Annotated in this window: 13 protein-coding genes; 4 read left to right on the forward strand and 9 right to left on the reverse strand. The window is 34.6% G+C overall.

From position 1 onward, the window contains the following. Positions 1 to 38: 38 nt before the first annotated feature. On the reverse strand, positions 39 to 1,157 hold the full coding sequence (gene dnaN, locus Q1A73_RS22415; protein WP_299610424.1) for a DNA polymerase III subunit beta: 1,119 nt from the start codon (positions 1,155 to 1,157) through the stop codon (positions 39 to 41). A gap of 373 nt (positions 1,158 to 1,530) precedes the next feature. On the opposite strand from dnaN, the gene Q1A73_RS22420 reads away from it, so the two are divergent. Beyond that, positions 1,531 to 2,502: a VPGUxxT family thioredoxin-like (seleno)protein, type 2 gene (locus Q1A73_RS22420; protein WP_299610426.1), complete on the forward strand. Its 972-nt coding sequence runs from the start codon at positions 1,531 to 1,533 to the stop codon at positions 2,500 to 2,502. A 13-nt stretch (positions 2,503 to 2,515) separates the two neighbouring features. Here the strand turns inward: Q1A73_RS22420 and Q1A73_RS22425 are convergent, their stop codons facing one another. The 4 genes from Q1A73_RS22425 to Q1A73_RS22440 all read right to left on the reverse strand — a co-directional run bounded on the left by Q1A73_RS22425 (position 2,516) and on the right by Q1A73_RS22440 (position 7,176). Next, positions 2,516 to 3,085: a DUF1572 family protein gene (locus Q1A73_RS22425; RefSeq protein WP_299610428.1), complete on the reverse strand. Its 570-nt coding sequence runs from the start codon at positions 3,083 to 3,085 to the stop codon at positions 2,516 to 2,518. Positions 3,086 to 3,420: 335 nt separating this feature from the next. Then, on the reverse strand, positions 3,421 to 5,820 hold the full coding sequence (gldG, locus tag Q1A73_RS22430) for a gliding motility-associated ABC transporter substrate-binding protein GldG (protein WP_299610430.1): 2,400 nt from the start codon (positions 5,818 to 5,820) through the stop codon (positions 3,421 to 3,423). A gap of 79 nt (positions 5,821 to 5,899) precedes the next feature. After that, positions 5,900 to 6,193: an antibiotic biosynthesis monooxygenase family protein gene (locus Q1A73_RS22435; protein ID WP_299610433.1), complete on the reverse strand. Its 294-nt coding sequence runs from the start codon at positions 6,191 to 6,193 to the stop codon at positions 5,900 to 5,902. A 152-nt stretch (positions 6,194 to 6,345) separates the two neighbouring features. After that, a complete protein-coding gene (locus Q1A73_RS22440) occupies positions 6,346 to 7,176 on the reverse strand; it encodes an SAM-dependent chlorinase/fluorinase (protein WP_299610435.1) in 831 nt (276 codons plus the stop codon). 284 nt (positions 7,177 to 7,460) lie between these two features. Between Q1A73_RS22440 and Q1A73_RS22445 the strand changes: the two genes are divergently transcribed. Genes Q1A73_RS22445 through Q1A73_RS22455 form a run of 3 tightly spaced genes read left to right on the forward strand, consistent with a single transcriptional unit; the run spans position 7,461 to position 9,854 of the window. Then, positions 7,461 to 8,417: a PhoH family protein gene (locus tag Q1A73_RS22445; protein WP_299610437.1), complete on the forward strand. Its 957-nt coding sequence runs from the start codon at positions 7,461 to 7,463 to the stop codon at positions 8,415 to 8,417. Between the two features lie 58 nt (positions 8,418 to 8,475). After that, on the forward strand, positions 8,476 to 8,865 hold the full coding sequence (locus tag Q1A73_RS22450; protein ID WP_299610439.1) for a four helix bundle protein: 390 nt from the start codon (positions 8,476 to 8,478) through the stop codon (positions 8,863 to 8,865). Between the two features lie 38 nt (positions 8,866 to 8,903). After that, positions 8,904 to 9,854, forward strand: coding sequence for a phosphoribosylaminoimidazolesuccinocarboxamide synthase (locus Q1A73_RS22455; RefSeq protein ID WP_299610442.1), 951 nt, complete (start codon positions 8,904 to 8,906; stop codon positions 9,852 to 9,854). Between the two features lie 351 nt (positions 9,855 to 10,205). Here Q1A73_RS22455 and Q1A73_RS22460 read toward each other — a convergent pair whose 3' ends face one another. The 4 genes from Q1A73_RS22460 to Q1A73_RS22475 all read right to left on the reverse strand — a co-directional run bounded on the left by Q1A73_RS22460 (position 10,206) and on the right by Q1A73_RS22475 (position 18,780). Then, positions 10,206 to 10,625: a DUF4174 domain-containing protein gene (locus Q1A73_RS22460; RefSeq protein WP_299610445.1), complete on the reverse strand. Its 420-nt coding sequence runs from the start codon at positions 10,623 to 10,625 to the stop codon at positions 10,206 to 10,208. A 506-nt stretch (positions 10,626 to 11,131) separates the two neighbouring features. After that, entirely contained in the window at positions 11,132 to 11,548 is a 417-nt protein-coding gene (locus tag Q1A73_RS22465; protein WP_299610448.1) for a hypothetical protein, read from the reverse strand. Position 11,549: 1 nt separating this feature from the next. Then, a complete protein-coding gene (locus Q1A73_RS22470) occupies positions 11,550 to 15,206 on the reverse strand; it encodes a DUF6443 domain-containing protein (RefSeq protein WP_299610451.1) in 3,657 nt (1,218 codons plus the stop codon). Between the two features lie 7 nt (positions 15,207 to 15,213). Further along, entirely contained in the window at positions 15,214 to 18,780 is a 3,567-nt protein-coding gene (locus Q1A73_RS22475; protein ID WP_299610454.1) for an RHS repeat domain-containing protein, read from the reverse strand. Positions 18,781 to 18,795 lie beyond the last annotated feature (15 nt).

Consider the following 18,795-nt stretch of genomic DNA (forward strand, 5'->3'; position numbering starts at 1 on the left):
TAATCGGACTCTGTTTGATATAATAAAGATGTATTTTTTTAATTATTTAGCATTACTGGCATTACAAGCATCGTAACACTTTCTCCTTCATCTAATCCATCTGTCGGAGTTAAGATTCCGGCTCTGTTTGGTAATGACATTTCTAATTGCACATCATCAGCATTTAAGTTATTTAGCATTTCGCTTAAGAAACGAGAATTAAAACCTATCTGCATATCATCTCCTTGGTAATCACAAGTTAGACGCTCTTCAGCTTTATTAGAATAATCGATATCTTCTGCAGAGATATTTAATTCTGCCCCAGCAATTTTTAATCTGATCTGGTGCGTCGTTTTATTCGAGAATATAGAAACTCTACGTACAGAATTTAAGAATTGTGTGCGAGCAATACTAAGCTTGTTAGGGTTTTCTTTAGGGATTACTGCTTCATAATTTGGATATTTACCATCGATAAGTCTACAAATCAATTGTGTTTCATCAAAAGTAAATTTCGCATTAGACTCGTTATATTCTATAAGAACATCAGTATCACTTCCTGCCAATATACCTTTTAGAAGGTTTAGTGGTTTCTTCGGCATAATAAATTCTGCGGACTGAGAAGCTTTTACATCCTCTCTAGAATATTTTACCAGTTTATGAGCATCAGTAGCTACGAAGGTTAAACTCTCTGTAGAAAACTGAAAGAACACTCCACTCATTACAGGTCTAAGGTCATCATTACCTGTAGCAAATATAGTTTTACTAATAGCAGTAGCAAGAATGTCACCCATCACATTCGTAGCACTAGGATCTTCTAATTCTACTGCCTTTGGAAATTCTTCACCATCGGCATAAGCAAGTGCATATTTACCGTGGTTAGAACTAATCTCTATAGTATTATTATCCCCCGCAACAAATGTAAGTGGTTGCTCTGGGAATGTCTTTAATGTTTCTAATAGTAACTTTGCAGGAACAGCAATAATTCCTTCGTCTCCAGATTCTACTTCTAACTTAGCTGACATAGTAGTTTCTAGGTCTGAAGCCGAAACGGTTAAGGAGTTGTTATCTAATTCAAATAAAAAATTATCTAGAATTGGTAAAGTATTGCTGTTATTAATTACTCCACCTAATACTTGAAGTTGTTTTAATAAATACGAACTGGAAACTATGAATTTCACCCGTTTAATTTTTTAGATTAATACTGTTTTGCAGTGGTCATTATAAAAATGGCTAACGCAAATATAATTGTAATCTCCAAGCTTGTTGGCATTCTAAAAACGTTAGTTATTAACAAACGGGTAGGAGTTATCGACTATCCTCGATTGGTTGTTTAGATAACTTAAAAATTCTTTGATATCAAATGATACACTATCGAATGTGATTGTTATTATCTATGAGCTGGTTATGATTTTGAATGCTTAAAAATAGGTTGGCTACCAAGTTTAGAACTACTTTATATAGTGGAAATGTATTAAGATGTTAGTGAAATGTATTTTTGTTAGTTTTCTTCTTAGGATTCGACTGATCGGTAAAATTCTTATTCAGATAATAATGGCATCTAAATTTCAGTATTCCCTATTACTACTATTTCTTGGGCAGTTACTTTTTGCACAGCAAAAGACAAATCCTAATAACCAAAGTGAAGAATTAGGAAAAGTGACCTGGTTACGGGATTATGACAAAGCCTTAGAACTTGCCGAAAAGGAAAACAAGGATGTGTTGATCTTATTTCAGGAAGTGCCAGGTTGCAGTACCTGTCGTAATTTTGGTCATAATGTACTTAGTCATCCATTGATGGTAGAAGCAATTGAAAACTCTTTTATTCCCTTAGCTATTTTTAATAATAAAAAAGGGAAGGATGCAGAAATATTGAAAAAATATAAAGAACCCAGTTGGAATAATCCTGTAGTTCGTATTGTAGATTATAATGGGAATAATATTGTGGAAAGATTAGGTAATGACTATGAAGCGATTTCCTTAACGCAACGCATTATAGAAGCTTTGCAGAAAAGAGGAAAAGTAGTGCCAGAATACATCAACTTATTAGAAAAAGAACTATTAGCCACAAATACCCAAAAGGCTTATTACAGAATGTCTTGTTTTTGGAGTGGTGAAAAAGAATTAGGAAGACTGCCCGAAGTACTTAGTACAGAATCAGGATTCATGGATCATAGTGAAGTAGTAGAAGTGGTTTATAATTCTAATGAAATAACTAAAAAAGAGCTAGATAATTATGCGAAATCTAGTGGGATGAGTTTGATGGATCATAATAAGTCTTACCGATCATCGCCAAAGGATATTCATTACTACTTACAACAAACTAAATTTGTATATCTACCGCTTACAGAACTTCAGAAAACAAAAATAAATAGTGCTCTTGGAGATGGTCGTCCTACACAACAGTTTTTAAGCCCTAAACAAAAGAAATGGCTCCAAAAGATTAAGAGTTCTAGCGAAGTATTATTTACTACAGATTTTGTAAAAGCCTGGGATAAAAAAACAAAAGAAATGGATGGAATCTAAGGTTTTGATAATATTATTCGTCATCCATTAATTTATCCGTATAATGAGCCTTGTGCCTTGGTTGTGCAAATCGTTTTTCGTTATAGGAGTTGGATGTTCCTTTGGCAATGGATAGAGATTTCCAATCTTGATCACAAATCATTTTTCCAAGAAATACAATTTGTCCTATATGATAAGAATAATGAGCTAATTGTCTATTAATAGCCTCAGTAATCGAATGTTCGATATTTCGGATATAGATCGGTTGATCAAAATTTGCGTCATTTACACTATCTAGGGCATCAAATAAACATTGCCATCCTTCATTCCATTTCTCTAATAATTCTTCTTTAGATTGTATATCGTTTTCAAACTCTTGATCACGAGCTCTCCATTCCTTTTCACCATCCGTAGTTAAAAAATCAGTCCATCTGGATTTCATATTACCCCAAAGGTGTTTTACAATAATGGCTATGCTATTACTTTCCTCATTATATTGCCAAAATAACATGTCTTCATCTAATTGGTCTATTGTTCGTTCTCCTAAGGATTTATAGTACAAAAATTGTTTTTTGATTCCTTCTAAATATGATAATCCATTCATATTAAGAAGATAAGCATTTTGATAATGTAGTGGTTTCTAAAATAGTTAAATAACATTTTCATAACACTTTAGAAGTACAACTGATTGTAGATTTATGGAGGAATTTACACTAGATAAAAATGGTGTTCTCGTTAATTCTTAAAACTTAGAGTCTTTTCATAGGTTACTTTTGTTTCCTTTCTCTTTTATAAGTATCTAAAAACAAATCTAAAGGAGCTTGTTGAAGTTTTAATTTATTGGTTTTCAATCTGTCTTTGACAGGCTAAGACTAACAAATACAAGTTTTAAATACTCTTTTGACAGCCTCATCAGTTTTGTGGTTTTAAGTATGCTTACTATCGGGTATATTTTCTTTTTCTCAACCAAAAGAAGAATAGACTAAAAAGTCCAAGAAGAACTAAAGGAACTACGATATTGATAACTTGCCATAAGGTTCGAGTTGCTACCACTTTTTCTATATTTAGAAAAGCAATGTTTATCTCTTTTCCCCTTACTTCGGTTAAACCAGAATCGTCTAGCAAATAATTTACCGTATTTAAAAGAAACTCTTTATTACCATATTGTAGATTTAGATACGGGTCATATCCAAGAGTAATCGGTCTTCCTTTTCTGATTCCATTTTTGATCACATCACCATCCGCAATAACTACCATTTTTGTGTCTTCACTTTGATCTTTATTATCACTTAATGAAAAAGGTTTTACTCTGTCTTTATAAGCTGATTTAAAGTTTCCTTCTAAGAGCACCGCCAGATTATGTGTTCCTTCTGTATAACTTTCCATATCAGGTTTTTGTCCGATGATATTGTCTAGTTTGATTTCTGCAGGAATTCCTTCCAATTTGGAACGTTCGGAGCTCGTTAATAATACGGTCTTTTTTACATCATTTTTAAGCGTGTCGATCTGGTTCGAGAACTCGAACTTTACAGATTCAATATTTTTTACAATTGGGTGATTGCTGTTACTTTTAGTTAGTGATGCATAGTACCAAGGATGAGGTGTAAACTGTGTATTATTTCCTTCTCCAGAGGCAAGCATGAGCGGGGCAGAGTATAAGTCATTTACCAATACTGGATTAATACGTACTCCGTACGAAAATAAAGCATCTCCTAATCGTAGATCTTGCATAAAGGCAATTGCAGATCCTTTGGACTGAGGTTTGAACAAGCTATCAATTTCCATTGCTACAGATTCTACCATCCATAATGATTTACCACCATCCATGATAAACTGGTCCATTACATATTTTTCATTTTCAGAAAATGCTTCCGTCGGTTTTGCATTGATTAGTAAATCAAATTTTTGTAAATCTTCTAAGGTTTTCTTAGGATTCGATGCTACGGAATCTAAAGTAAAAGCGCCAACAAAATAATACTCTTGTAATGTTTTAATAAAATCAGCAATCTTTCCATCCGGCAGTTGTCCGTTTCCTTTAAGTACTGCGATTTTGTGTTTCTTTGGATGGATTAGTTTTTTAAGCGCATCGGCAAAAACATATTCTAACTGCTGTATAGAATTATTTACACGTTCTTCGGTAGTGGCTCCAATGGTGTTTTTTACCAAAGCGACTTTTACACTTCGCTTTTGGTAATTCATGATTGCCCATGGCACTACAGTTTCGATTTCTGTTTTACCACTTTCTTGTACACTTACTTCCATTGGTGTAAGTCCCAGGCGCTGTAATTCTTCGAGTGTTTCTTTTCTAAATTCTTCCTCTTCTAAAGGATTTGTAAAGACGTACTGAATCTTTGGATTAATCGAGTTAAATTCCTCTACTATTTGTTTGGTTTCATTTTGTAATCTTCTGAACTCTGATGGAAAGTCACCATCCAAAAGTATATCAATCGCAATGGGTACTTCGGCTTCTTTTAATAGTTTTTTCGTCGCTTCCGATAGTGTAAATCGCTTATCTGCTGTAAGGTCAAAACGATTATAAAATGACGATCCTAGAAGATTGATAATTACCACTGTAATGGTGGCAAAAGAAGCAAGCTTACTAATGGTTTTCTTAGTATTTTTACTTAGAATAATCGATGTAAGAAATATAAAAATCGAAATGATACTCAAAAAATAGATAATATCTCTGGTATCTAAAATTCCTTGACTAATACGCTCGTAATGTAATTGAATTCCGATTTGTTCTACGGTATAATCACCAGCACCTAATAGTTGGTAATTGGCTAATCCACTAAATCCAAAGTAAAATAGAAAGCACAGAAAAAGTCCTATCAAAAAGGAGACAATTTGGTTATTAGTTAACGATGAAGCAAAGGTTCCTATCGAGGTGTAGGTAGCACCCAATAATAAGAGTGCAATATAGGAACCTATAGTACTACCGCTATCTAAACTTCCAACGGGGTTACCCAATTGATAAACAGTAATAACATACAACAAACTAGGTAGTAATGCGATGCAGATTAATGCTAAGCTTCCTAAATATTTTCCTAGAGCTAGTTGCCAATTTTTAATAGGTTTGGTAAGTAGTAATTCTAAGGTGCCTTGTTTTCTCTCTTCGGCAATACTACGCATGGTTACTGCCGGAATTAAAAACAATAAAATCCAAGGCGCCACTAAAAAGAAAGGCGTTAAACTAGCGAAACCACTATCTAGGATATTAAACTGACCTTTAAAAACCCACAGAAAAAGACCATTAAGAATTAAAAATATACTGATCACTAAATATCCTACAGCGGATGCAAAAAATGTATTAATCTCTTTTCTTATGATTGCAAGCATATGCTGGTACTCTCTTTTGATGTAAGTTATTAGGAGGTGAAAATAAGGATTTTGTTTGTACTGTTCCTATATCTTGGTGTTACAATTCTTCAATTTTTTCCACACTCCAAGCTTCTGGTTTTTGATTGAACTTAGTTTTGGTGTTTGCCCAAATATCTTTAAATAACGCAGAGTTACGATAGTTATTGAGATGTTCTTCAGATTCCCAATGGCTATAGGTGAAAAATTGATTCGTTTGGTGTATATCTCTAATCAGTTTCAGATGTTTACAACCTTCAAAATTTCGGATTTTATCTTTGTTTTTTTCAAAATTTTCTAAAAAAGCGTCTATCTGTTCAGGTACGAAACCTAATTTTACAATGCGTATGATCATTTTTATATAACTGGATGAGCAAAGCTACAAAGTTTTTGCGTTAGGGATAGCAGTGGCATACTTTTTTCTCAATAGAGTTGAATCTTCAGGAAAAAGGGTAAAGAAAAAAGATATAACGGATAGCCCGCTCGAACGCCATTGTTATAATATGATCATTCAAAAGTAATGCTAACCGTGTCTCTAAAATATAATCCAAATAGGCTAGAAGCACCACCAACGGTTCTGGGATTACTCTTGTAGATCGCTAATTCTAAATATCCAGAAGAGTTGAAAACCGCTAATTTCTTACCGTCTTCTTCACGTTTACTTTTCTCTATATCAAAATTGATGGCATCGCTATAACGCTCATAGATTTTGCTAAATACTGCGCTTCTGGCTGTAATCTTAAAGCTTCTTCCTTTGCCAATATCCTCAAAAAGTTTACGAGTGATATTGGTGATAAGGTTGCCATAATTATCGATGTATATAATACTTCCTACGATCTGCTTGTCGCCAAGATTTACGATAGGAGTTATTCCTTTAATAAGTTTTATTTCGGCTGTAGGTTTACCGATTACCTCAAGAGTACCTCCTCGTGCGATATGACAAGCCACCGCTACAAAAACATCAAGTACCGGGAAGTTAGTTCCGATGGCATCATGGATATTGATTTCTACAATTTTTTCGGGTCGAAATTCTGAAGCAATTAAAGAAATCAATCCATTATTGGCGCAGATAAAGTAGTGATCATCTAATAAAACAGCGATATGTTTATTTTCTGGATTGAGTTCACTGTCGATTCCTACGATATGAATACTGCCTTTTGGGAAGCTTTTGTAGGCATTTTGAATAATATATGCTGCTTCTGTAATATGAAAAGGAGAAATCTCGTGCGAAATATCAACAATTGTAGCTTCTGGTAATTCGGTATAGATAGCACCTTTAACCGCAGACACAAAGTGATCTTTGATTCCGAAATCTGTAGTTAAAGTTATTATTGGCATCGATAAGAATTGTTAATATCTTTTGATTATAAGCGCTTAAAAATATGTAAATTTGCTAAGAAGTTATTCAAAGTTTTTTTGAATCGAGAAATCTATTAATAAAAACCTACGAGTTTATCATATTAGACTACTATACGCATTATATGATTATTACTAAAATTCAACTTGTACTATCATTTTCATTTTTGATTCCCCGACAAAAACTTCAAATAATCCCGATAGCCATTGGGAGCACAAACTTAGTCAATCCAAAAAACAAATCATACTAAAAATTACTATAGCTTTTGAACGAACTTATTATTGAACTAACAGAAATCAATCCAAGAGAGTTTTTCGGACTCCAAAACAGTAATATTCAATTATTAAAGAAATATTTTCCTAAACTGAAAATTGTTGCTCGAGGAAGTAAACTAAAGGTATATGGTGATGAAGATATGCTCGAAGAGTTTGATATGCGCCTAAATATGCTTTTAGAGCATTTTGGAAAATACAATAAACTCGATGAAAATGTTATTGAGCGTGTATTAACCAGCGATAGTAAAGCGGATTACGAAACGTCTGTTGGTAGTGGAGAAACCTTGGTACATGGAGTAGGCGGTAGACTAATCAAAGCACAAACAGCTAATCAGCGCAAATTGGTAGAATTGACCAATAAGAATGATATGGTTTTTGCGATTGGTCCTGCAGGAACTGGTAAAACGTATACCGGTGTTGCGCTAGCGGTAAAAGCATTGAAGGAAAAACAAGTACGAAGAATTATACTAACCAGACCAGCAGTTGAAGCTGGTGAAAATCTTGGCTTTTTACCAGGAGATCTAAAAGAAAAACTAGATCCCTATATGCAACCACTGTATGATGCGTTACGGGATATGATTCCTGCAGAAAAGCTAGAGAGTTTTATAGAGAAAGGAGTTATTCAGATAGCACCAATGGCGTTTATGCGTGGTCGTACCTTGGATAACGCATTTGTGATCTTGGATGAAGCACAAAATACTACCCATGCGCAAATGAAGATGTTCTTAACACGAATGGGTAAGAATGCTAAGTTTATGATTACAGGGGATCCAGGACAGATAGATTTACCACGTAGAGTAACTTCTGGATTAAAAGAAGCTTTGTTGGTATTAAAAGGCATCTCTGGAATCGGAATCATTCATTTGGATGACAAAGATGTAATCCGTCATAAATTGGTGAAAAAGGTAATTGCAGCCTACAAAGAGATCGAAAACCGAAATGGTTAGATGGTAGATTTGTTTTTGAAGTATTGTAACATCTAATTCTGAGTTAAAAAGTAGTACGTTGAAAAATATATATCATTTTAAGTTCGAGGACTTAATTATTTATAACAAAGCAATCGATTTTGGTGAGTCTGTACATGATCAGGTTCAGGCGTTTCCTAAAGAAGAAGCCAATCGATTAGCATCGCAGTTTACGATAGCGGCTGATGCTATTGCGCTACACATAGCCGAAGGTTCGGCAAGTTCTAATGATCAATTTAATAACTATTTGCAAATCGCTTGGGATCGCGCACATGAGTGTATTGTTTGCAGCACCAAAGCACGATTAAGAGGTTTTATTACCGAAGAACAAGACGAATTGAATAGAGGGGATATCACTGAATTAACCAAAATGATTACCTCTTTTAAAAGACATTTAAAATTAAAGCAACTGGAGAGTAGTAGTAAGTAAAACTTAATATTTATAATAATTCTCCAATAGGAATCACAATGAAGAATACCATCACAAATACCAATTATAATTTTCCGGGTCAGCAATCAGTATATAAAGGAAAAGTAAGAGAAGTTTATAATATTAATGACGAATTGCTAGTCATGATTGCTACGGATCGGTTATCTGCTTTTGATGTAGTCATGCCAAAAGGAATACCTTTTAAAGGGCAGATTCTAAATCAGATTGCTACGCAAATGATGAAAGCTACCGAAGATTTAGTGCCTAATTGGTTGATTGCTACACCCGATCCTAATGTAGCGGTTGGGCATTTATGCGAACCTTTTAAGGTAGAAATGGTGATCAGAGGATATCAATCTGGTCATGCTGCCAGAGAATATAAAGCTGGAAAAAGAATGTTGTGTGGTGTTCCTATGCCAGAAGGGATGAAAGAAAATGATAAGTTCCCAGAACCGATTATCACACCATCTACCAAAGCGGATAATGGAGAGCATGATGAGGATATCTCTAGAGAAGAAATTTTGGCTAAAGGCATTGTCTCTGAGGAAGACTATTTGGTATTAGAAGATTACACTCGAAAGTTATTCCAAAGAGGAACTGAAATTGCTGCCGAGCGTGGATTGATCTTGGTAGATACGAAGTATGAGTTTGGAAAAACGAAAGATGGAAAAATTGTTTTGATTGATGAGATTCATACGCCAGATTCTTCGCGTTATTTTTATGCAGAAGGATACGAAGAACGACAAGCGAATGAAGAACCACAAAAGCAATTGTCTAAAGAGTTTGTTAGACAGTGGCTCATTAGTAATGGTTTCCAAGGGAAAGAGGGACAACAGATTCCTGAAATGTCAGAAGAGTACATCAATTCTGTATCTGATCGCTATATAGAACTGTTTGAAAATATTACAGGCACTACCTTTGAAAAAGCAGATGTTTCCAATATCCAGAGTAGGATAGAAGCCAATGTATTGGAGTATTTGAAAGGATAACCATTTTTAAAGAACTATCAGTTCGAGTGATTTTTCGAAATGGAATGTAGAAAAATTGTATCGAGAACCTTTTTTAGAATGTTAGGTTTATTACATCTCGATACATTTTTACTCCGCTACGGCTATGTAAAAACACTCGATGAGACGTTGATGATCCTTTAAAATTAGTTCTCTGAAGACTGTATTACTCATTAAATGGTTAGTTCGAGTGGTTTTTCGAAATAGAATGTAGAAAAATTGTAACGAGAACCTCGGTCGGAATGATAACTCTTAAGCTGGTCTCAGAATATCAATTATGTCATTCCAGACTTGTTCTGGAATCCACAAGATACAGGTATCATATACTAACGATTAATTTTTCAACTTTATTTCTTGCCTGCGCATCGGCATTTGATCGATTTGATCAAAAATTTGAGTGGCGGAGACTACTTTGCTGGATTGTAGTTTACGACCTCCATCCAATCCTATCAGTATGACTTTAAAGTTTTTATTTGTAGTATCATACTTTTTATAAAGTGTATTGTCTTTTGTTGGTTGGTTTTTCTCAATCCCTTTTATGTAAGAACTTGGTGTTATTTGGTATATGATCAGTTTTCTATCCGCTAATTCTTCTGTTTTATTTTGGAATTCTTTTACTTGTTCTAATAATTTTGGATGTTGATATGAGTTTGCAGAGATGATGATCAAACGATCTTGCCATCTGTGTTCAGTTAAGTCTTGAGCATAGGTGAGTAGTGGTAAAAGTAATAAGAACGATAAAAAACTTTTCATATGGGTAAGTTACGAAAAACAAAAAAGCTGTGATATGGTAACCACAGCTTTTATTTTTAAATGTGTTGTTCATTTGCACGGATTACAAATCCGGGCTATCGGGTATTTTTTTTTAAGTTCTCAATCGCTGCCGCTAGTTTGTAACTAGTGGTTTTCCTATTATATTATCCAAAAAAATCTAGCAGCCAATAACAAAGCTCACAAGGTATACACCAAATGAATTATGAAACTTATACTTTCTACTCATATTACCAAATAAAATAAAAGCTATACCGATGTAGTATAGCTTTTAGATTGCTTGTTTGTTATTGCTAATCTTTGACGCCACTAGTCAAAGACTAGCGGTAGCGGGGATATGCCCACAGATAACCAAAACCAGATTTTTAATGTGATTGATGCTTTGATAAGGGATTATAATGCTAAAAAAGCGTATTCTTAAAACATAAAAACCACCCGAAGGTGGCTTTTTTTATTCTTCTACAATGTTAAAGTTTATGTTCTATTTCCTATTTCAGCGATTTAGACAAAATTGGAAAAATTTCATCAAGTTTTTTAAACTTATATATTTTATTTCCACCATTTTCCAGACCTGCTTTTAAATAAGAGAGAACGGACTTTTTTTCGTTCAATGATAGGTTTTGAAATCCGTTAAAATACTCTTCTTCTCCAATTTTTTCAATTAAACGAACCAAAACATAACCATGATCATAACCAGCAGCATCAGATATCTTATATCTTGAAATTTTAACTATTGATTTTTTATCCAAGTTAATTGCATTGTCAAGTATTTCGCAATATGAATCATCTATCTGTCTATTCAGGAGTTCTGAAATTTCAATTCCTTGAACTTGGTCACAATTATTACAACTAATACTTAAAGAACAAACGACTATAATGATTATAACAAACTTATATTTTTGCATTTTAATTACCTTTTTTTGGTTTTGGATTCTGTCCCGATACTGTAATAGTTCCATAAACGGTTAATCTAGAAAAAGGATTTAAAGATTGTCTTCCTCTTCTATCATTAACAGTTCTTGTGCTTGTAGATTGTATTATTTGATCCAAGACATTCCATTCTTTCTGTCTTTTCTTAACATCAGGCCCACCACAAATAGTTACACATCCCCAACTCAAAGTTCCAAGATGTAATCTAAATCCATCTCTTAATTCTCCTTTGGAGTTCCTTTCAGACGGGTCATCATAACGGTCATTATATCTATTTCCATCAGTTTTTGAATCAATTCTATAGTGGTCAGGGTTGCTACCTGTTTTATTGTCAACTAAATCATATTCTCCATTAGGAATTTCTCTCTGATTTTCATCAGCTCCATATTCAATTTCACCGTCGGCATCACTATCATTTCCACCAGAAAAGACATTATGAACTACAAGTATCTGATTGTACTTTTCTTCATCTTCTCCAAAAGAAAATTTATATTCTTCTGCACTTACTGCTTTAGTTTCTAAATTATCATCCCACTTATCATCATCATAAATATATAATCTATTATTAGTCTTATCAAAATGGATAATTACTTCCTGCCCATCAGGATCAACAAAGAATACGGGGTTGTTCATTGTATAATTATATGGGCTCATAGATTGATATTGCTCTGCAAGGTTATCTATATTCATCCACCTTCCTAATGAAGGATCGTAGTTCCTAAAACCATAATCATGCCAATCAAGCCCTAATTCTTCATTCAATTCTTTTCCATTATACTTATACTTTAATGCAGGATTTGTGCTTGTGATAAGACTATTATATCCCTCATGTTTTAATCCAAAAGGATAATAATTATTTTCTTCTAAGATCTCATTTGCATAGTCATTATCTCCATCTACGTCTACATCATTTCTTAGCACGTCTATTTTTCCGTCATCGTCTTTGTCTGCGTAGGATAGTCGAATATTTCCTAAATGGTCTTTATATTGGTAGATGTAGTCAAAGGATGAGATTGCCACGCCATTGCTTGCAAATACTGGTTCTACATACCCTTCAGCTGTGCTCATAAACTGTAACTGACCATTTTCATAGATATAGTTACCAGCATATTCTGTTGTTAAAGAACTTCCACCAGAAACGATCTTTTTTAATTTCATTCCAGTGGCATCGTAAATATAGCTAATATTTCCCACGTGAGATCTTGCCTGATCATTTATTGCTACAGCAGTTGGTAGGTTTAAGTGATTATAGCTAATCCCAGTAATTCCTTTATTACGATCGATGGTCATGTTTCCGTTTAGATCATAAACATAATCATCGTTGGTGTTGGTGCCATCGATAAAACCAATAGTACTATTACCACTATCGGTAACTTTGGATAGTTTGTTTCCAGAGTCGTATTCATAAGATAGGTTATCCATAATATCATTAGTTCCCATCTCATTGTATCTGATAAGAGAACTTATATTTCCATTTTTGTCATAGTCAATATTTCTTACATCATATGATCTAAGAGAAGCATCTGTAAGATTTTCGTTATATCTAAAATAACTTTCTTTTATCCTGTTTAGTGGATCATATTCATACCCATAAGATCTTTTAATATTATCATTGGCAGTTTTCCAAATGGTTTGGGCAATGTTTCCGTTATAAAGTTTAGGAATATCATAACGTCCTTCTACCGTATTATAGTTAATTGCAAATCCAAACAGATCTCCATTATTGGTGGTTCCTTCATTAATAGTTTTTAACCATCCACGTACATTATAGGTGTAATCTACTTTTTGTAATCCACCGCCAACTTCTTTGTATTCCAATTGTCCAAATGCATCATAGGTATTGGCTACCATATGTTCTTGAGCTTGATTGTTAATCGTTTGTTTTTGATCTAACAATCTTCCTATATGATCATAGGTAAACGTATCTACGGTAACAATAGGAGCATTGCTTCCTTTGGTATGGGTAGTTTTGGTTTCTAATACCTTCCCCGCAAAATCCAATCGAGATTCTATAATATCTACCGTATTTAGATACTCATTGGTACTATGCACATAAATCGGTCTTCCTTTTGCATCGTAATAGGTTACTGTGGTAATCCAATCATCTGTGCCCAATACACGCACTTTGGTTCCTGTAGGCAATCCTTTAACTTCAGAAGTTACTGTTTGGTCTAATACGGTACCCGGATTCGTAACAGAGTGATCAAAGGTATAGTTGTCATAGTAGTTGATTGTATAGGTTTTAATAACTCCAATCGGTTTTGCAACATTACTGTAATATATGGTTGTTCCCGCTAAAGTTACACCATTCTCAAGTTTTGTTTCGTATTGCTGATCACTATTTTCCAATATTTGTTCCATATACTCTCGGTTTCCTACATTGGATATTATTCCGGTATATGTTACTCTTCCAAACGCATCATATTTAGTAAATAACCATTCATTTTTTGCCTTTTGATTGGCATCTTGGGTCATCACAGGTTGATCCAATTTATTATATACTATAGATTCTAATCCTTTACCCGGTATTTTCTTTTCGATCAGTCGGTTTCTACCATCGTATTTATATTGATAGCATAGTTCTGAAAGTTCTATAGCCGATACATTATCTGTAATATCTACTTTTGGGGGGATGACATAGGTAAGATTTCCAAAATCATCATATACATAATAAGTATCATGTTCGACACCTTCGTTAAAAGTACGTTTTAGGATCACTCTGCCAAGTTTGTCTTTATACTCTCTGGTCGTATGATCATTAGGATGTGTCTGCTCCGGTTGCCAGTTTTCATCTTTGGTAGTAGTTACCAAAAGTTCGTTGGGATCATAAAAATCATTTTGTACCAGCGTAGGAGATTCCGTATTGTTATTAGCAAAGTCTACAGTAAAATACGCTACTTCCCCTGTTTCATTGGCATGCCAGTCAAACTTAATGGTATGATCAGTATCTGATTCGGGATCTGCTTTCCAATCTTTTCCAGGAGCGCCTTGTTCTAATACACGATTTAGTGGAGAAGGTTCGAAGATGCTTTCGGAATAGGCATTGAAATTGTCTGTATCATCCTTATCAATTCCTTCAAAATCGCTACCGTATTTGCTTTTGTAATACGTATTGATATTGGTAATGACATTCACTGGGTTATACGCACCAACGGTGGTGCTGGATTTTTCAAAAGGTAAATATTGTTTGTCTTGCCTTCCGTATGCATCGTATACAATATGTGTTACAATATCTTTTTTGTCATTTGAAGCTTTGATACCAATCTGCTGCTTAGCTCTTCCGAGTCCATCAAAATAGGTAATGCTTTCGATAACATCGCTATTATTCTTTACCTGATCAAAATTTGTCTTTTCACTCTGATATACTCGTGTAAACACATAATTTTCATTGGTATCTAACGCGGGTAATAGGTATGGATCTTCTGTGATTACTGCAGAAAATACCGTTCCCGGTTGTATCCAAGTGGTCGGTTTGATAATAATACTTTGTCCAGCCTTTACATTTAGTAAAGCAGGATCACTGGATGAAGTAATGGTTTCATCCTGTATGGTTACCGTATCTGCTACCTGACTATGTACTGAGATCCCTACAAAAAGTAAGGCAACAGTTATGTATGGAAATAATTTTTTCATCTGTTTCTTAGTTTTTGTAGTTATACTTGTTTTCTGACACCAGATTTCCGTCTGCATCTTTAACAGCGATAAGCCTGTTTAAAGCATCGTATTCATAATACATGGTATATCCTCGTAGATCAGTCATACTGGTTACTCCAATCATTGGATCGTAGGTGTAGTAGCTCATTTGTGCATTCTCTAATTGAGGGTCTGTACGGATATATTCAAGAGCTTCGCGCAATGCTGCTTCGGTGCCAGAAGTTCCTGTAGGTCGGTTAAAATCTGCATCCGCCGCAGCTATAGCATCATCGATTAAAGATTGTATATTGGCTGCTTGGGCCATAGTAAAATTTGTAATCTTTGCAATAGGTTGTTGCCCTTGATATCCCCAGATATAATAAATATGAGTACCATCTTCTTGTGCGACGGAAATTGGATTTCCATAAGCGTCATACCCAAAATAGGAAAGGCGTTTTTCTAAATCATCATTTCTTTTAGCGATCCAAGTGGTTTCTGGAGCATATAACACATCACCAGAAATGTTATCTCCCCATGATTTGTAATCGGTTCTTTGGGTATAGAGTAAGGTTTCCGTATTGCCTTCCTTTTTGTAAGCTTCTGTTTGGATTGGAGTACCGATACGATTTGCAGATTTTAATGCAGTAATAGTATTCGATGCTTCGGCACTTAAATTTGTAAAATCAGTAAGACTGTTGTAGGGATATTTAAGTACTGTTCTGATCTGATCTCCATGAGAATCTGTTACAGTAGTTTCTGCAATGGCATAATTACTATTATATAGGTTTGTACTCCTATTGGTTACGATTTGCTGTACACCATCTTTATTAAAATAACTAGTGCTTACAGAAGTAAGTGGTTTATAGCGCGTAAGTACCTCTCGATAAGGTTTAATGATATATCGATCGATTTGATAGTGTTCTTGTGAAGGAATAGGATTAAGGTCACAAGCTCCAGGAATTGTACAATTGGCTACAATATTTAATTTTTGTACAATTTTTAAACTCCAAGGATGATCGTTATTGTAATCCTGATAATCCTGACCTAATTGGCCTCTGAATTGTTTATATTGGGTTTCGCTCTGTTGTACTTTGCTAGTTTCGTCTCCTCCTTTGTAGACAACAGATAGTTTTACTCTTCCTTTATCCAGATCTTGATTTTGTGGATAATTAGGATGTTCGAAATCGTAGTTTTGTGCGGGTGCTTCAAACACGGTAAGCTTATATCCATTAGGATACTTACGAATATAATTAGTAGAGCTGCTGGTATTTCCAATTTCGGAATATACAAGTGTTCCATCTTCATTTGTTAAAGGATCGAATATAGGTGGTAAGTCAGAATCATTATCAGAATCTGTTACTTCTTCTAAAATAAAACTATCATATTCTTTGATATGCGTGTAATACACAGGAGCACTTTGATTTACCGTTAAAGAGTTAAATCGGTTTAAGCGATAAGCAATATCGGTATACTCAGTTCTTATAGGTTGATTAGAATCAACAAAAGGAGATGGGGTATATGTAACTACATTAAAAGGTACCTCTTCGAACTTGTTAAGAAGTAATCCAGAAGATCCACCAATTTCTGTGGCATAATCAAAATATTGAGTTTTTGAAATGCTATTGTTATCGGTGTAGTGTTGTATTTTCTCTACTCTTATACCACCAACATCCACATTGATTTCACTTCCTACGATAGTTCCACTTGCAGGTGGTTCATAGAAACGCACTTTGATTTCTCCGTAAGCGTCGGAGCTACGATTATAATCGTTAGAGATTCTAAAAGTATAAGTTCCTGGTTTGATAACGATTCTACCACCAGAAGTATGTGAAAATGTATAATATCCCGGATCATCATTGTCAGGTCCAAATTCTTCCCCCAAAGTTGGACACATTTGTGGAATGCTTTCATTTAAGATACTTCGAAAATGAGGTGCATTTTCATAATAATCATCACTGATAGGATTTACAGTAACCTCTTCTTCACCAGTTATTGGATTAATATTTGCAGGGCAAGTACTTGTTCGTGAAATGCTCATAGTAAGGTGACTGCTTTGTAGAGTACCTCTTATAGCCGATGATATTGTTGCAACTACTGGCTGATCAAATGTTTTGGTAAATGTCGAAGTTTTAACCTCAGGAGCAGAAGCATTATTATCAGATTGTAACTTTAATAAAATTTGTCTGTTAAAAGATACGTTGGCATATGGGTTTGTATTATTAGATGAAGGCTGATTATAGACTTCATTAATTTGATTTTGTTCATAATCTATCATAGAATATCCACCAGTAGGATATATGATTTTTTTCATGGCACCTTTTCGAGTAGCAACAAAATTAGGAGCTTTATTAGCCAGGTAGGAGGATGAAGGTACGTTTAGAGCCGCAGCATTAGCCGCAGCATTATAAAATCGCCAATCGTCCTGTGCCCGAGCACGATCATTGATATTGTCTATAAAGCCTGGCATATCGTTTTGATCATAATATTCGAACCCAAATAGGAGTTGTCCGTCTTTGGTTACCTGAGTTAACATATCTCTTGCGCCATCATAAGAAAATGTATAAGCGTCTATATTACTTTGTTTAGATACCGAGATGCCATCATACAGTTTTCTACCTGCAATTGGGGTAATCGAAAAAGTAAGTAAGGTGGCATCAGAGGAGGTTATGGTTTTTAAGATCTTTCTTTTGATGACAGATTGGTTTACGCCATCCTGGTACGTTCCTGTGCCATAAGTAGGACCTGTCCCTCCAGTTCCATCTTGTAATCCATTAGGAAAATAACGTACCGATCCGATGGCATAAAAATCATAGCTTAGATATTGATCATCGATATAATTAAAAGTTAATGTACGACCATTTGGATATTTAATTTCTGAAAGATTCCAAGTAATCGTATACTCAAAAGCAGTGCTTGGCGAGGCATCAGATGGTTCATTATTTTCAGTGTCGGCAAAGGTATATATGATACCATTATCATCTGTTACCGTAATTTCTTGATCATTGTAGCTAACCTTATGATTGTGTTGTGATAAGTATACAGGATTTCCATATTCATCTTTTTTATAGGAAAATGATACTGGACCTGCTTGCACATGATAAATGTCTACTTCTTTATCCCATTCTCCATTAAGATATTTCCTTAATTCTGATAAAGAGAATTTTGATCCATTCATATATTCTTTGATTCGAGCACCACGATCACGTGGTCCGTAGTATCCTTCTGGGTGTTCATCTGGTAATCCTCTTACTTCGCGTCTTACTGCACCTACACCTGCAAGATTCCAACCTAATCCGGTGATAGAGGGTTTGCCTTCTAATAATAATCCTCCATAACTATAGTTTAGGGCAATGGGCCACGAGTATGATCCCATTTGAAAGGTATATACTGGTACCGAAAAACTCATATTTCCACTTTGTAATGCTCTATCGATATTACCATACGCTCCTAAACTTGCTGCCTCTGGAGAAGTAGGATAAAAATCCGGAACTGGAGCACCTGGATATTCCTGTCCATAAAACGAAGCTGTATATAATAGCAATGCTGCCAGTGTTATTCTAATTATTTTTTTCATGAATTCCTTTTTATG

The organism is uncultured Aquimarina sp., from assembly GCF_947492115.1.
Taxonomy (GTDB): Bacteria; Bacteroidota; Bacteroidia; order Flavobacteriales; family Flavobacteriaceae; genus Aquimarina.

Bases quoted from the DNA above. Each gene is read 5' to 3' on its own strand.
- Q1A73_RS22420 (WP_299610426.1), top strand. From the start codon at position 1,531: ATGGCATCTAAATTTCAGTATTCCCTATTACTACTATTTCTTGGGCAG.
- Q1A73_RS22425 (WP_299610428.1), bottom strand. From the start codon at position 3,085: ATGAATGGATTATCATATTTAGAAGGAATCAAAAAACAATTTTTGTAC.
- gldG (WP_299610430.1), bottom strand. From the start codon at position 5,820: ATGCTTGCAATCATAAGAAAAGAGATTAATACATTTTTTGCATCCGCT.
- Q1A73_RS22435 (WP_299610433.1), bottom strand. From the start codon at position 6,193: ATGATCATACGCATTGTAAAATTAGGTTTCGTACCTGAACAGATAGAC.
- Q1A73_RS22440 (WP_299610435.1), bottom strand. From the start codon at position 7,176: ATGCCAATAATAACTTTAACTACAGATTTCGGAATCAAAGATCACTTT.
- Q1A73_RS22455 (WP_299610442.1), top strand. From the start codon at position 8,904: ATGAAGAATACCATCACAAATACCAATTATAATTTTCCGGGTCAGCAA.
- Q1A73_RS22460 (WP_299610445.1), bottom strand. From the start codon at position 10,625: ATGAAAAGTTTTTTATCGTTCTTATTACTTTTACCACTACTCACCTAT.
- Q1A73_RS22465 (WP_299610448.1), bottom strand. From the start codon at position 11,548: ATGCAAAAATATAAGTTTGTTATAATCATTATAGTCGTTTGTTCTTTA.
- Q1A73_RS22470 (WP_299610451.1), bottom strand. From the start codon at position 15,206: ATGAAAAAATTATTTCCATACATAACTGTTGCCTTACTTTTTGTAGGG.
- Q1A73_RS22475 (WP_299610454.1), bottom strand. From the start codon at position 18,780: ATGAAAAAAATAATTAGAATAACACTGGCAGCATTGCTATTATATACA.